This is a genomic window from Ruegeria sp. O6 (assembly GCF_056535045.1).
On record NZ_JBQERM010000012.1, the window covers coordinates 32,209 to 45,767 of the forward strand.

General features: G+C 59.3%; 15 protein-coding genes. 9 read left to right on the top strand and 6 right to left on the bottom strand.

Translation table 11 applies throughout. The features are described from left to right. Position 1 precedes the first annotated feature (1 nt). Positions 2-844, bottom strand: coding sequence for an LOG family protein (locus ACR0DY_RS14980; protein WP_480484157.1), 843 nt, complete (start codon positions 842-844; stop codon positions 2-4). A 79-nt stretch (positions 845-923) separates the two neighbouring features. Here ACR0DY_RS14980 and ACR0DY_RS14985 point away from each other — a divergent pair, with 79 nt between their 5' ends. The 3 genes from ACR0DY_RS14985 to dapD all read left to right on the top strand — a co-directional run bounded on the left by ACR0DY_RS14985 (position 924) and on the right by dapD (position 3,416). After that, positions 924-1,835 (top strand): threonine/serine dehydratase, encoded by a 912-nt coding sequence (locus ACR0DY_RS14985; protein ID WP_480484156.1) that lies wholly within the window; start codon positions 924-926, stop codon positions 1,833-1,835. Between the two features lie 44 nt (positions 1,836-1,879). Next, positions 1,880-2,479: a GntR family transcriptional regulator gene (locus ACR0DY_RS14990; RefSeq protein ID WP_480484155.1), complete on the top strand. Its 600-nt coding sequence runs from the start codon at positions 1,880-1,882 to the stop codon at positions 2,477-2,479. Positions 2,480-2,588: 109 nt separating this feature from the next. Further along, complete coding sequence (gene dapD / locus ACR0DY_RS14995; protein ID WP_480484154.1) at positions 2,589-3,416, top strand: 2,3,4,5-tetrahydropyridine-2,6-dicarboxylate N-succinyltransferase; 828 nt, start codon at positions 2,589-2,591, stop codon at positions 3,414-3,416. Positions 3,417-3,533: 117 nt separating this feature from the next. Here the strand turns inward: dapD and ACR0DY_RS15000 are convergent, their stop codons facing one another. Together ACR0DY_RS15000 and ACR0DY_RS15005 are read right to left on the bottom strand one after the other, a co-directional pair. Continuing rightward, complete coding sequence (locus ACR0DY_RS15000; RefSeq protein WP_480484153.1) at positions 3,534-3,950, bottom strand: hypothetical protein; 417 nt, start codon at positions 3,948-3,950, stop codon at positions 3,534-3,536. A gap of 226 nt (positions 3,951-4,176) precedes the next feature. Beyond that, the gene (locus tag ACR0DY_RS15005) at positions 4,177-4,512 is read right to left on the bottom strand and encodes a cupin domain-containing protein (RefSeq protein WP_209505030.1); all 336 of its coding nucleotides are present in this window, start codon (positions 4,510-4,512) and stop codon (positions 4,177-4,179) included. Between the two features lie 115 nt (positions 4,513-4,627). Between ACR0DY_RS15005 and ACR0DY_RS15010 the strand changes: the two genes are divergently transcribed. Beyond that, positions 4,628-4,972: a hypothetical protein gene (locus ACR0DY_RS15010; RefSeq protein ID WP_209598381.1), complete on the top strand. Its 345-nt coding sequence runs from the start codon at positions 4,628-4,630 to the stop codon at positions 4,970-4,972. On the opposite strand, the gene ACR0DY_RS15015 is transcribed toward ACR0DY_RS15010, so the two are convergent. Further along, positions 4,969-6,027, bottom strand: a complete 1,059-nt coding sequence (locus ACR0DY_RS15015; RefSeq protein WP_480484152.1) for a transporter substrate-binding domain-containing protein — start codon at positions 6,025-6,027, stop codon at positions 4,969-4,971. The two genes, ACR0DY_RS15010 and ACR0DY_RS15015, sit on opposite strands and share 4 nt — an antisense overlap. A 209-nt stretch (positions 6,028-6,236) precedes the next feature. Here ACR0DY_RS15015 and dapE point away from each other — a divergent pair, with 209 nt between their 5' ends. Genes dapE through rnr form a run of 3 tightly spaced genes read left to right on the top strand, consistent with a single transcriptional unit; the run spans position 6,237 to position 10,261 of the window. Next, positions 6,237-7,376, top strand: coding sequence for a succinyl-diaminopimelate desuccinylase (gene dapE, locus ACR0DY_RS15020; protein ID WP_480559974.1), 1,140 nt, complete (start codon positions 6,237-6,239; stop codon positions 7,374-7,376). Positions 7,377-7,379: 3 nt separating this feature from the next. After that, the gene (locus ACR0DY_RS15025; RefSeq protein ID WP_480484150.1) at positions 7,380-7,955 is read left to right on the top strand and encodes a TIGR04282 family arsenosugar biosynthesis glycosyltransferase; all 576 of its coding nucleotides are present in this window, start codon (positions 7,380-7,382) and stop codon (positions 7,953-7,955) included. A gap of 47 nt (positions 7,956-8,002) precedes the next feature. After that, positions 8,003-10,261: a ribonuclease R gene (gene rnr / locus ACR0DY_RS15030; protein WP_480898603.1), complete on the top strand. Its 2,259-nt coding sequence runs from the start codon at positions 8,003-8,005 to the stop codon at positions 10,259-10,261. Here rnr and ACR0DY_RS15035 read toward each other — a convergent pair. Both ACR0DY_RS15035 and ACR0DY_RS15040 read right to left on the bottom strand, forming a co-directional pair. Continuing rightward, positions 10,252-10,638, bottom strand: coding sequence for a DUF1801 domain-containing protein (locus ACR0DY_RS15035; RefSeq protein WP_480546613.1), 387 nt, complete (start codon positions 10,636-10,638; stop codon positions 10,252-10,254). The genes rnr and ACR0DY_RS15035 overlap by 10 nt on opposite strands. Then, a complete protein-coding gene (locus ACR0DY_RS15040; RefSeq protein WP_480546611.1) occupies positions 10,635-11,333 on the bottom strand; it encodes a glutathione S-transferase family protein in 699 nt (232 codons plus the stop codon). The genes ACR0DY_RS15035 and ACR0DY_RS15040 overlap by 4 nt, the downstream gene beginning before the upstream one ends. 84 nt (positions 11,334-11,417) lie before the next feature. On the opposite strand from ACR0DY_RS15040, the gene ACR0DY_RS15045 reads away from it, so the two are divergent. Together ACR0DY_RS15045 and ACR0DY_RS15050 are read left to right on the top strand one after the other, a co-directional pair. Continuing rightward, complete coding sequence (locus tag ACR0DY_RS15045) at positions 11,418-12,131, top strand: helix-turn-helix transcriptional regulator (RefSeq protein WP_480488561.1); 714 nt, start codon at positions 11,418-11,420, stop codon at positions 12,129-12,131. An 87-nt stretch (positions 12,132-12,218) separates the two neighbouring features. Continuing rightward, positions 12,219-13,511: a lytic murein transglycosylase gene (locus tag ACR0DY_RS15050; RefSeq protein ID WP_480546609.1), complete on the top strand. Its 1,293-nt coding sequence runs from the start codon at positions 12,219-12,221 to the stop codon at positions 13,509-13,511. The last annotated feature ends 48 nt before the right edge of the window (positions 13,512-13,559 follow it).

Below are 13,559 nucleotides of genomic sequence, written 5' to 3' on the forward strand. Positions count from 1 at the left end.
CTCAGCGCCCCGGAATTTCGTCGCGGGGCGGGGCGGGTTCCCAGTTCTCGATGATCTCGGCCGCCTCCTGCGCGGTATCGACAAAGCGGAACAGGTCCAAATCCTCCTCCGAGATCGTACCGGCATCCGCCAGTGCGTCCCAGTTGATAACCTTCTCCCAGAACGCGCGGCCAAACAGCAGGAATGGCACGCGATCCATTCTGCCGGTCTGGATCAGGGTCAGGGATTCGAACAGTTCATCCAGCGTCCCAAACCCACCGGGAAAGATGGTGATGGCGCGGGCGCGCATCAGGAAGTGCATTTTGCGGATCGCAAAATAGTGGAAATTAAAGCTGAGCTCTGGCGTCACGAAACTGTTTGGCGCCTGTTCGTGCGGAAGCACGATGTTCAGCCCGATCGAGCACCCGCCCGCTTCGTGTGCACCGCGATTGCCAGCTTCCATCACACCGGGGCCGCCGCCAGTGACGATCACATTCTCGCGGCAGCCGGTTTCTTTTGATTTTACGGTCATCAGCCGGGCAAACTCGCGCGCCTCATCATAATATTTCGACAGGCTGGCCAGAGTCTCTGTCCGCGCGGTGTGCTTTTGCGAGGGTTCGGGAATGCGGGCGCCGCCGAACATTACGATGGTCGACGCGATCTCACGCTCGGTCATGATCATTTCGGGTTTCAGCAACTCAAGCTGCAAGCGTACAGGGCGCAGCTCGTCCCGGCACAGAAACTCGTCATCCGCGAAAGCCAGACGGTAGGCCGGAGAGCGTGTTTGCGGTGTGTCCGGAACCTCTTTCGCGGTCGAGCGGTCGGTCTGCGCATCGCGAAACGGACTGTGACGGTCTTCTCTCATCGGTGATTGATCCCTGCTTGCGTGTTTGACAAACAGCTATAGGGTTCGCGGGCAGAGTGCCAGTCACGGAAAGACGAGAATGAATTGGAAAAGTGAAATATCGGCGGCACGGGACCGCATCGCGGGATATGCGCAAGTGACCCCGGTTATGGAAAGCAACATTCCCGGCTATCCGGTTGAGCTGAAACTCGAGCACATGCAGCATACTGGCAGTTTCAAGGCGCGGGGTGCGTTCAATACGCTGCTCAGCTCGGATGTGCCGCCCGCAGGCTTGGTCGCCGCATCCGGTGGCAATCATGGTGCGGCGGCGGCTTATGCAGCGCAGACGCTGGGTTATCCTGCAAAGATATTTGTGCCGGAACTGGCAGGCCCGTCCAAGATCGCACTGATCCGGCAAACCGGCGCCGACCTGAGCGTTGTTTCCGGTGAATACGCGAACGCGCTGACCGCAGCGCAGGAGCATGAGGCAACAAGGGGGGCAATGCAGATCCATGCTTACGACGCCCCGGCCACGGTGGCTGGGCAAGGAACCTGTTTTGCGGAATGGGACGCCCAGGGCTTGCAGGCGGATACGGTACTGGTCGCTGTTGGTGGCGGCGGGCTGATCGCCGGGGCGCTGGCCTGGTTCGGTGGCGCGCGCAAGGTTGTGGCGGTCGAGCCGGAAACGTCCAGCGCGTTGAATGCAGCGTTGCGCGCTGGTGAGCCGGTTGATGTTTCCGTGTCGGGCATCGCCGCAAACGCGCTGGGCGCGCGGCGGATCGGCGAAATTTGTTTTGAATTGGCACAGGGTATGAGTTCGGTTCTGGTGTCAGACGATGCCATCGCGGCGGCACAGCAAGCGCTTTGGCGCGCGCATCGCATTCTGGTAGAGCCTGCGGGCGCGACCGCATTGGCCGCCTTGACCTCGGGTGCGTATCGACCTGAACCGGGTGAGCGCGTGGCCGTTCTGGTTTGTGGTGCAAATATCGCGCCGGACCCGTTCGCTGAGTGAATTATCGGGTTGTGGATGTGGATGGTGGATTTTATCTATAATCCATGACTGCAATGATCTCCGACACGATTTACCAAAGCCTCAGCCAGCGGATCATCACCGGAGAGCTGGCGGCCGGTGAAAAGCTGCGGCAGGACCATATTGCCCGAACCTTCGATACCAGCCATGTTCCGGTGCGCGAAGCCTTGTTGCGGCTTGAGGCGCATGGGTTGGCCCGGCATGAACCGCGCAAGGGAATGCGTGTTACAGCGTTAGACCCGGCAGAGGTTCGGGAGGTGATCGAAATGCGTGTGGCCTTAGAAACGCTGGCGTTGCAGCAATCGATACAAAACATGTCTCCGGTCGCGTTGGAAAAGATCGAGAACGCACGCATCGCCTGTGACGAGGCGCAGTCGATGCCGCAATGGGAGGCCCTCAACAGAACGTTCCATCGAGCCATCCTGACACCTTGCGGGCTGCCTCGGCTTTTGCACGCAATTGACGATCTGCATATTGCAAGCGCACGCCATCTGTTCGCGCAATGGCGGTTGAAATGGGTGCAACGGGCTGACACGGATCATGCGGCCATTGTGCGGGCTTTGAAGCGCAAGGAAATGGCCACAGCAACGGCGATCCTGACCCGCCATATTCGGCGCGCGAGCTGATGACCCTCTGCCTCAGACGCAATTGGGCCCGTCTACGTCGCATTGCGCCATGGGTCCGGCTTGCGTATAGGCCAAATCAACGTGAACAGATTCTGTAGGGAGACACCCCATGTCCAACGCGCAACTGGAAGCCGCCATCGAAGCCGCCTGGGAGGCACGCGAGACAATCACGCCCGCCACCGCAGGCGAGCAGCGCGAGGCGATCGAGGATACGCTGAATGCGCTGGACAGTGGCTCGTTACGCGTGGCGGAAAAGCTGGAAACCGGTGACTGGCACGTAAATCAATGGGCCAAAAAGGCGGTTCTGCTGGGCTTCCGTATCAAGGACATGGAAATCCAGCCGGGCGGTCCGCAGGACGGCGGCTGGTGGGACAAGGTAGACAGCAAGTTCGCCGGTTGGGGTGAAAACCAGTGGCGGTCTGCCGGGTTCCGCGCGGTTCCAAACTGCGTTGTCCGCAAGTCGGCATATATTGCACCGGGCGTGGTGCTGATGCCGTCTTTCGTGAATCTTGGGGCCTATGTTGACGAAGGCACGATGGTTGATACCTGGGCCACCGTCGGATCCTGCGCGCAGATTGGCAAGAATGTGCACCTGTCGGGCGGCGTTGGCATCGGTGGAGTGCTTGAGCCGATGCAGGCTGGCCCAACAATCATTGAAGACAATTGCTTTATCGGCGCGCGCTCGGAAGTGGTCGAGGGATGTATCGTCCGCGAAGGCTCGGTTCTGGGGATGGGCGTGTTCATTGGTAAGTCTACCAAGATCGTGGACCGAGAAACCGGAGAAGTCATGTATGGCGAGGTTCCGCCCTATTCGGTTGTGGTCGCGGGTTCCATGCCGTCAAAGAACAATGTCAGTCTCTATTGCGCGGTGATCGTGAAGCGGGTTGACGAAAAGACCCGCTCGAAAACGGGCATCAACGAATTGCTGCGGGACTGATCGTTCTGGGAATGTCATAAGGCCGGAGCAGTTACGCTCCGGCCTTATTTGTTCTTTGGGTCAGGTCGGCTAAGGCAGATACCAAGCTTGTGGCCCTAGCCTGCCTTGAAGTGCTGCTTAGCGGCTCTCACCCTGCATGGCTTCCACTTCTGTGCTTCCTGCATTGGTTTCCGCACCATCGGCCTCACCACCGCCATCGGCCTCACCACCGCCATCGGCTTCACTGCCACCTTCGGATTCACCATCGCCGCCGGATTCGCCTCCGCTTTCGGCCTCACTACCGCCATCGGAATCGCTACCGCCCTCGGTTTCACTGCCACCTTCGGCCTCACCATCGCTGCCGGATTCACCTCCGCCTTCGGTCTGCGCGCCGCCTTCAGCCTCGCCGCCACCGGTGGTTTCGCCGCCTTCACCGCCCGCTTCTTGGGCATAAGCAGCATCACTTGTTACAAAGGACAGAATTGCAACAGCCGGTATACCTGAAAGTACAATCACGCTTGCTGTTGTTGTCATCAATCTGGACAGAACACTCATCTCAACTCTCCTTTGAAAATGACTTATGCAGTACCCACAGCGTAGGGCCGGCATCGACGCTTAGTTGTGAATTGCTGGCGTCGTGTCCCGGCTAGCGGGAATTGGCCTAAAATGATGAGGAAGACTGGCGCAAAAGTGCCGGATTCAACTCAACAGCTTTTCAGGCCGGAGACCTTCAATCAATGAGGGAGGCCGAGACTCGCGTTCACTGAGTCTCTCACCCAGCTTATCCCTTGATCGGATATCGGTCCGGTTCCTCGAAAACATCTATGACCCGTGTGCCAGCCCTGATTTTGCCGCCATGTTCCACGCCTGATGGGATCGAATAACTGTCGCCCGAGCGGTAGGTCCGGGTCTGCCCGTCGATGGTCAATTCAATCTCACCCTCGACCACTGTGCCCCACTGGGCTTTGTGAGAATGTAAGGGCAATTCGAAATCCTGAAGAAACGTAAAGAACGCTACCAAGCCCGCATCCGACCGGATCACGGCCGTTTGCACCACGTCGTCAGGGAATGGTACGTCGAGGCTGGGAAAACTTGCTATGAAATCTGGGTAGGGCATGAAGGCGTCCTTTGTATCCGGGATCGGTTTATTCTGGGTACTATGGGCGCAAGGCGGGATTCCTGCAATTGTTGGCTGCTTGACCGCGAACCGGCGTGGGGCTATGGCCCGGTGCATGGAGAAGCAAAAGAAACCCTCGCGTCAGCAAGTCTATACCCTTCTGGTCCAGATTGGCCGCAAGGAGGGCGACGGGCTGCCCGATGGGGCGACCGGCGCGGCGCTGATGTGCTATGCCAGCGGCGTGGATGAGGCCGAGGCCGTGCGTGAGACGGTCGCGATCCTGAAGCAGGCCGACACCGCACCGCTGGATGTCACCGGATACGGCACATTGGCCGAACGTGAAGCGCAAGGTCACGATATCGAGGCGGACGAACGTGCGCTGATGCAAAGAGCATTGGATGAAAACGCAGTGATCGTCGCGCAGATGACACCGTTTTTCGGAGACGAGGCGCAGGCCTAGTTCCGCGATCCGAACCACTTGCGATAGATTTCGTCATAGGTTCCGTCTTCGCGCAAGCCAAGCAATGCCTGGTTTACATCCTCGACCAGTGGTGATCCGGTCGGGAAAGCGATGCCGTAGTTTTCGCGCAGGAAAACACCACCTGTCATCGACGCAATGCGCCGCCCTTCATGGGCCGCAAAATAGGACAGGATCGGCGCGTCGAATACGACGGCATCCAGATCTTCGGCCTTGAAAGCGTCCAGCATCTCATTCAACCCCGGATAGCTGGTAAACTCGATCTCGCGCCGGTTCAGAAAACTGGCCGCAGTCGACCCTGATATTGTCCCGACAGTCTTGCCGTACAGGTCGTTCACCGAATTCACGCTGCCGGTAATGGCGTCCACAGTCATGACCGAGGTGATACGGGCGGTGAACACCGACACGATGAACAAGGATGACACCACCAGCACGACACCCAACATTCGACCGAACGGAGTGCGCGGCATCCGCTCTTCGAAGCCGCCATTCACAACCAAGTTCAGCGCCCACCAGAACGATGGGAACCATGCTTCGTTCAGGTCGCGGTCGAAATAGGGTTGCGCGCGGCGTTCAAAGCTCCACATCAACATGCCGCCACCGAGGAGAATGGCAAAGGCCAGCCCTATGGCGATGAACAGTTCTTTCGAGAGCAGGGCCTGCAACAGCGATGGTTTTCGTACCGCGTCCGAGGGTACCATGATCTGAAGACCGGCCTCAAAGATCGGCTGAGAGAAATCCATTTGCGTTTCACGCAGGGCGGTGATCGAGATATTGGCGATGGCAAGGTCTGCAGATCCGCTCTGCACGGCACCCAACATGTCAGAAAACGCCTCGACGCGGTTGACCGTGTAGTCCCAGTTCAGAGCCTCGGCCAAAGCCGCCAGCAAATCCATAGAGAAGCCGGTTTCGTCGCCATCCTCGACATAGGAAAATGGCGGGCGGGTCACGGTTGTGACCGAAAGGGACTGTGCCAGGCTTTGCTGTGCGATGACGGCGAAAGTCAGGCAGATCAGTGCGAAGAAGGCGCGCTTCATATTCAATTCACCTGTTTCGCGGCCCTGTAACGCGAATTTGTGGCGGGCGGCAAGGTGGTCGCAGGGTAAAGTGTCATGTTTTATTGGGGTGTCGCTTTGACATCTAAATATTCGGATGACCGTTTTTTTACGGATTGGGGTTGGAAAACCGGCCAAATCGTTGAATCTGTGCGCGAACCCGCGTCAGACACAGTTCCAGAGGCCCCCGCATGACTGATCCCGTCCAATTGACAGCCGAACTGATCCGTTGCCCTTCGGTCACACCCTCAGAAGGCGGAGCACTTGTTTTGCTTGAGGCGGTGCTGTCGGAGGCAGGTTTCGAATGCACGCGCGTTGATCGCGGCGGCATCAGCAACCTTTTCGCGCGTTGGGGGCAGAAAGGTCATGCGCGCAGTTTCGGATTCAATGGTCACACGGACGTCGTCCCTGTCGGCGACGAAGCTGCCTGGACTGCGCCGCCCTTCGGGGCCGAAGTGCGGGATGGGGTGATGTTTGGGCGCGGCACTACCGATATGAAATCCGGAGTTGCGGCTTTTGCGGCTGCCGCAATGGATTTCGTGCGTGACACTCCTCCGGATGGGGCAATTGTCCTGACGATTACCGGTGATGAGGAAGGCGATGCGTTGGACGGCACCACTGCGCTTCTCGATTACATGAAAGGCGCGGGTGAGCGTATGTCGGTCTGTCTGGTAGGTGAGCCAACATGCCCGAACAAAATGGGTGAGATGATCAAGATCGGCCGTCGGGGCTCAATGACTGCGTGGTTTAAGATTACAGGTGTGCAGGGGCATTCGGCTTATCCCCATCGGGCCAAAAACCCGCTGCCCGCAATGGCGCGGCTGATGGATCGGCTTGCCAGTCATGAACTGGATCAGGGCACGGACCATTTCGACGCCTCCACACTGGCTGTTGTCACCATCGACACTGGAAACGCCGCGACCAACGTGATCCCGGCGCAATGCAGCGGCGCGGTCAATATCCGCTTTAACGATCTGCATTCCGGGGCAAGCCTGAGTGATTGGTTGCAATCAGAAGCGGATCAGGTGGCAGCTCAGTACGGTGTCGAAATCGGTGTCACGATCAGTATTTCGGGTGAAAGTTTTCTGACCCCGCCGGGGCCTTTGTCGGATCTGGTGGCCAAAGCGGTCGAAGCCGAAACCGGCGTTACGCCGGAGCTGTCGACAACCGGCGGCACCTCGGACGCGCGCTTTGTCAAAGACCATTGCCCGGTGGTGGAGTTCGGCTTGGTCGGGCGCACGATGCATCAGGTGGACGAGTGTGTTGAGGTTGCGCAGATCGAGCAGCTCAAATCGATCTATACCCGTATCCTGACGGATTATTTCGCCTGATCCATGCAACGCACATTGGTGATCATGGTCAAGGAACCCAGACCGGGTCGTGTCAAGACGCGGCTGGGGCGTGATATCGGCATGGTTGGTGCCGCGTGGTGGTTTCGGCATCAGACCCGCGCCTTGATCCGCAGGCTACGTGATCCCCGTTGGCAGATTGTGCTGGCCGTGTCGCCCGATGCGGAGGGCCTTGTAAGCCGTGTCTGGCCCGTTGACCTGCCACGCGCGCCGCAGGGGTCCGGCGACCTGGGTGGCCGGATGAAGCGGATGTTGCGCGGAATGCCCAAGGGGCCGGTTTGCCTGATTGGTGCGGATATTCCGGGTATTTCGCGTGCACATATTGCCCGTGCTTTTGGTGCGCTTGGGCGATCCCAGATGGTGTTCGGCCCCGCGCCGGATGGCGGCTATTGGCTGGTCGGTGCGCAGCGTTATGGCGCGCTGCCCGCAGGTCTGTTCCACGATGTGCGTTGGTCGACAGAACATGCTTTGGGCGACACACTTGCCTCAATCCCAAACTGCCGTGTGACCCTGCTGGACCAGCTGCGCGATGTGGATACGGTTGCTGATCTGAAACCCTGAGGTTTTTTGGTCATGACGCGGTCGCAAACGCGTGCTACGCCGGAAGCATGACTCGCATCCCCACCAAGCAGGAGGTCCTTGACTGGATCTCGGCGAACCCCACCCTGACCTCGAAACGCGACATCGCCAAAGCCTTTGGTATCAAGGGCGCGGATCGCATTGACCTCAAGCGCATCCTCAAAGAGCTTGAGGCCGAAGGACACCTTGAAAAACGCAAGCGCAGCTATCGCGATCCAGACCGTCTTCCACCTGTCAGTGTCTTGCAGGTGAAGGCCCCGAATGCCGATGGTGATCTGTTTGCCCGTCCACTGGAATGGCATGGCGAAGGCGTCGAGCCCATCGTTCTGATCATCGCGCGGGCCAGCGACCCGGCCCTGGGTGAGGGTGACCGCATTCTGGCCCGCCTGACCGTCGTGCACGAAGAAGATCACAATTACGAAGCCCGCCTGATCCGCCGAATCGGGACCAACCCGCGCAAGATCGTGGGCATATTCCGTAAAGGGGCCGAAGGGGGCAGAATCGTTCCTATCGACAAGGCAGGCCAGACTGAATGGCTGGTTGCCGATGGCGCGGTGCATGGTGCCAAAGACGGCGAATTGGTCGAGGCCGAACAGGCCGGGCCGAAAAATCGCATGGGCCTGCCGCGCGCGCGCATTGTAGAACGGTTGGGTGATCCGACCGCGCCCAAGGCTGTTTCGCTGATCGCGATCCACCAGCACGGTATCCCGGATGACTTTCCCGACAAGGTCATTGCAGAAGCGGACAATGCCAAACCCGTTGGCCTGAAGGGCCGCGAGGACCTGCGGGACATGCCGCTGCTGACCATCGACCCTTCGGATGCGCGCGATCGTGATGATGCCTGTTACGCGCACGCGGATGAAGACCCCAAGAACCCTGGTGGACATGTGATCTGGGTCGCTATCGCCGATGTTGCTGCTTATGTGCTGCCCGGCTCGGCCCTGGACCGCGAGGCGCGCAAGCGGGGCAATTCAAGTTATTTCCCTGACCGTGTGGTGCCGATGCTGCCTGATCGGCTGTCGGGTGATCTGTGTTCCCTGCATGAAGGCGTCCCGCGCGCCTGTGTCGCTGTGGGGATGCAGATTGACGCGGACGGTAACAAGATTGGTCATCGTTTTGTGCGGGGGTTGATGCGTTCGGTTGCGTCACTGAACTATGCCGAAGTGCAGGAGGCCATCGACGGCAACCCGAACGACCGCACTGGGCCATTGCTGGAGACGGTCTTGAAACCGCTTTACGCCGCCTATGCCGCGCTAAAGAAAGCGCGGGCTGTGCGACAGCCACTGGAACTGGACCTGCCCGAGCGTAAGATCGTGCTCAGCGAGACGGGTCATGTTGAAAGCGTGGCGTTCCGCGACCGGTTGGATGCGCATCGGTTGATCGAAGAGTTCATGATCCTCGCCAACGTCTCGGCTGCCGAGACACTTATCGCCAAGCGCCGTCCGCTGCTGTTTCGCGTGCACGAGGAACCCGCGCCCGAGAAACTGGAAAGCCTGCGGGAAACGGCGCAGGCCGCCGGATTAAACCTCGCTAAGGGGCAGGTGCTGCAAACCCGACACCTGAATGCGCTGCTGAACGCCGCCGCCGGGACCGAGGATGCGGAACTGATCAACTTGACCACCCTGCGGTCGATGGCACAGGCCTATTACAACCCTGAAAACTTCGGCCATTTCGGGCTGGCGCTGCGGAACTACGCGCATTTCACCTCGCCGATCCGGCGCTATGCCGACTTGGTCGTGCATCGGTCGCTGATCTCAGCCCACGGTTGGGGCACGGACGGTTTGACCGAAGACGAGATTACCCGGCTCGAAGAAACGGCGACTCATATTTCAGATACCGAACGCCGATCCATGATGGCTGAACGGGACACGACTGATCGCTATCTGGCCGCGTATCTGAGCGAGCGTGTCGGCAATGAATTCACGGGCCGGATCAGCGGCATTGCCCGGTTTGGTGCATTTGTCAAAATGGACGAAACCGGCGCGGATGGCTTGGTTCCGGTGCGATCATTGGGGCGCGAGTTCTTCCATTTCGACCGCGAGGCCGGGACACTTATGGGGGCGGACACGGGGCTGATTATCGCCATCGGCCAACGTGTCACCGTTCGACTGACCGAAGCGACACCTGTGACCGGTGGGTTGGAGCTGGAGCTGCTGTCCATTGACGACCAGGCCCTGCCGCGTGGACATGGGCCAAAAGGGCGATCATCCCGGCGCAAAGCGATCAGCACCAAGCGCAAGAAAGACAAGATCAAGCGCAAGGTCGAACGCAAGCGCCGTCAGAGGTGATAGGTCAACGCGCGGGCAATCAGCCATCCGTGGCGTGTTGGATCGATTTGTGCAGTGTCATCAAACAGAACGGCACGGGTCCCATCGATCCGGTCCTCGGCCGGAAAGGCGGAAGTGAAATCGCTTATCAACCGGCTCTGACAGTGCACAAACAAGGCGAAACGTGCCGATTTGTGGGCGCCCAGCCGGATCGTTGACCCTTTGGGCGCAAGATAGGCGGGCTGACCCCAGCGCAGTTCCTCTTGCACCGAGGGGACAGCAGGCAGAGAGGCTGCCGTGTCAAACACAAGCGCCCGCAAGGCCAGAGCCCCCGCACGGGAATGCGGGGGCAGGGCTTCAAAGGCCGAAGCGACCAAAGGATTCTCAAAGGGTTTCATGCAATTGGTATCGCCTGTTCCAACCGGTCCACGTAGCTGTTCAGCAGGTTATCCTGTTTGATCCGGCGGGTCAGGGGGGTGTCCGCAGGTGTGGCGCGCATTGCGGCAAGCATTGGACCAACGCTCATGTCCGCAGATGTCGGCCGGTCCCCAAGCAGGAAAGAGGATTGCCACAGATAGGCCGAGATCGCCTCGAGGTCACGTTCGATACGGTCCAGCCGTTCGGACAGCGAAAACCGCCCGATTCCCTGTGACGTAATCCCCTTCAGAACGGATTTCCGGATCGCATTGGATGCCGGTTTCCGGATCAACGCCGGAATTCCGGTAAAGAACGTATCACGCAAGATCGGCCAGACTTCGCCATTGCCCCAACGATCCAGAACGATGTGAAAATACAGATGCTCTTCGGCCATGCGCACCAGTGCGCGGGACTGCGCCTTTTCGACATCCGTCAACCCTTTGTCGAAATCCGCGCCCTGCTGTTCCAACCAATCGCGGATCAGGTCGCTGTCCGGGACCAGGCGTTCCGGTGTTCGCAAAACGGGCAGCTTCTGGTGAGGCATCTTGCGGGGGTCAAGCATGTCCGAGCGTTGCCAGGTCTGGCCGGACTGCTGAAGCATCAATGCTGTCTTGACGCAGAAGGGGCTGGCACTGAACAGGCCGAAGGCAGAGGGGAAGGTGAGAAGGGTCAGCATTATGAGGCTCCGTGTCATTGTGTGCTGACTGAGTATCGGGATCTAATGACAGTTTCTGTCATTAGGGATAAGTTATTATTCATCATGTCCCGCACCGCTCGATTGTTCCAACTGATGCAAGCCCTGCGTTCTGGCCCTTCGCCCAGAACGTCCGAACAATTAGCGCAGGATTTGGGTGTTTCGGCCCGAACAATTCATCGGGATATTGATGCATTGCGCGGACTGGGTGCCGTGATCGATGGCGAAGCGGGGTTTGGCTTTACCCTGATCGAGGACGCGACCCTGCCCCCATTGGGGTTCACTGATGATGAGCTTGAAGCGTTGGTTCTGGGCCTGCGCGAAGTTCAGGTGATTGGCGATCCGGCTTTGTCGAGTGCGGCGGGTACGGCCCTGCGGAAACTTCAGGGACGCTTGCCGCAACGCCAGTCCCATCGGCTCAGCCACGCGGTTCTGGCAGCTACACGGTTCAACCGCCCGCCTGAGCCCACGATTGACGTGGCCACTCTGCGGCAGGCGACGTGGGATGAGCGCGCGGTCGAGTTTTTCTATACGGACGCGAAAGGCGACGCTACGCACAGGCGCGTCAACCCTTTGAGCATCGTCTATCTGGATCACTCGAACGTGTTGTTGGGCTGGTGCCACCTGCGACAGGATTTTCGCGTTTTCCGGTTGGATCGCTTGCAGGACATGTCAGTGACGGAACAAAGTTTCAGGCCGAACCGCGTGCCCCTGCTGCGCGAGGCATTGGAACGCATTCGGGCAGAGCGTGCTGCGCAGGAGCGAGAGGCGAACGTCTGAGCACTTTGTGAATTTCTGATTCTGCGCTACCCTGTGGTCGAGCAGTAATCAGGAAAAAACGGAATGCGAAAATGCGTAGGCGGCGTCATGACCGTCGCATTGTGGGCATCCATAGTGCAGGCGGAAACAACAGAAAACACCAGATGGGCAGACAGCGGGATTTCACGCGAAGCGCTGCTACTGGCTTCGGCGGATGTGACCGTTTCGATCCGTCCGGTCCCGCGCCCGTTGATTGAGGCCTTGCCCGTGGCTTCTGCGACAACGGCACGGTTTCAGTCCTGGCTTGGCGCCTTTCAGGGACGCGCGCGGCGGCAGGGTATTTCGCAGGGAACACTGAATCAGGTGTTTTCGGGGATGAGCTATGACGAAGATGTCCTGGAACGGGATCGCAATCAGGCCGAGTTTTCGAAACCCATCTGGGAGTATCTTGAGACCGCAGTGTCGGAAACGCGCCTGTCGAACGGGCGTGCGGCCATGCAGCGGCATCGGCAGGTGTTGAACCGGATCGAGGAGGAATACGGCGTCGAAAAAGAGGTGGTCACTGCCATCTGGGGGCTTGAAACCTCGTTCGGGTCCTATCGCGGCAGCAGTCCAACGCTTCGTTCATTGGCAACGCTTGCCTTTGATGCGCGGCGGGCACAGTTCTTTGAAACGCAGTTGGTCGCTGCCCTGCGGATCGTGCAGGCTGGCGATATCAGCGCCGGCAACATGCTTGGCAGTTGGGCGGGCGCAATGGGGCATACACAATTCATGCCCACGTCATATCTGGATCACGCGGTGGATTTTGACGGTGATGGCCGGCGGGACATCTGGTCGGATGACCCGACGGATGCGCTGGCTTCGGCGGCGTCTTATCTGGCGCGGCATGGTTGGACGACAGGTCAGCCGTGGGGCGTGGAGGTTCGTCTGCCGACCGATTTCGATTACGCCTCAGCCCGTCGCGATTTTACGCTGATGCCGTCTGAATGGGCCGCTCAGGGTGTCGTGGCGCGGGATGGTACCGTCGTGCCGGATCATGGGAAGGCCGCTATCCTGCTTCCGGCGGGAAGTCAGGGCGTTGCGCTGATGATCTTTGACAATTTCAACGTGATCGAGACGTATAACGGGGCCGACGCCTATGTGATTGGCATCGGGCATCTGTCCGACCGGCTTGCAGGGGGCGCACCGTTTCAATCCGACTGGCCGCGCGGCGACCGGGTGCTGAGCTTTGCCGAGAAAAAGGAACTTCAGACCCGTCTGACGGATGCGGGCTTTGACACAAAGGGTGTCGACGGGCGTACCGGGCCAAATACGATCAACGCGGTTCGGGCGTATCAAATGGCGCAGGGGCTGGTCCCGGACGGATACCCCACGCCAAACCTGCTGGAGAGGTTACGGTAAAGAAAAGGCGGCCCGAATGGGCCGCCTTTGAAGACGCATAAGTCGCTA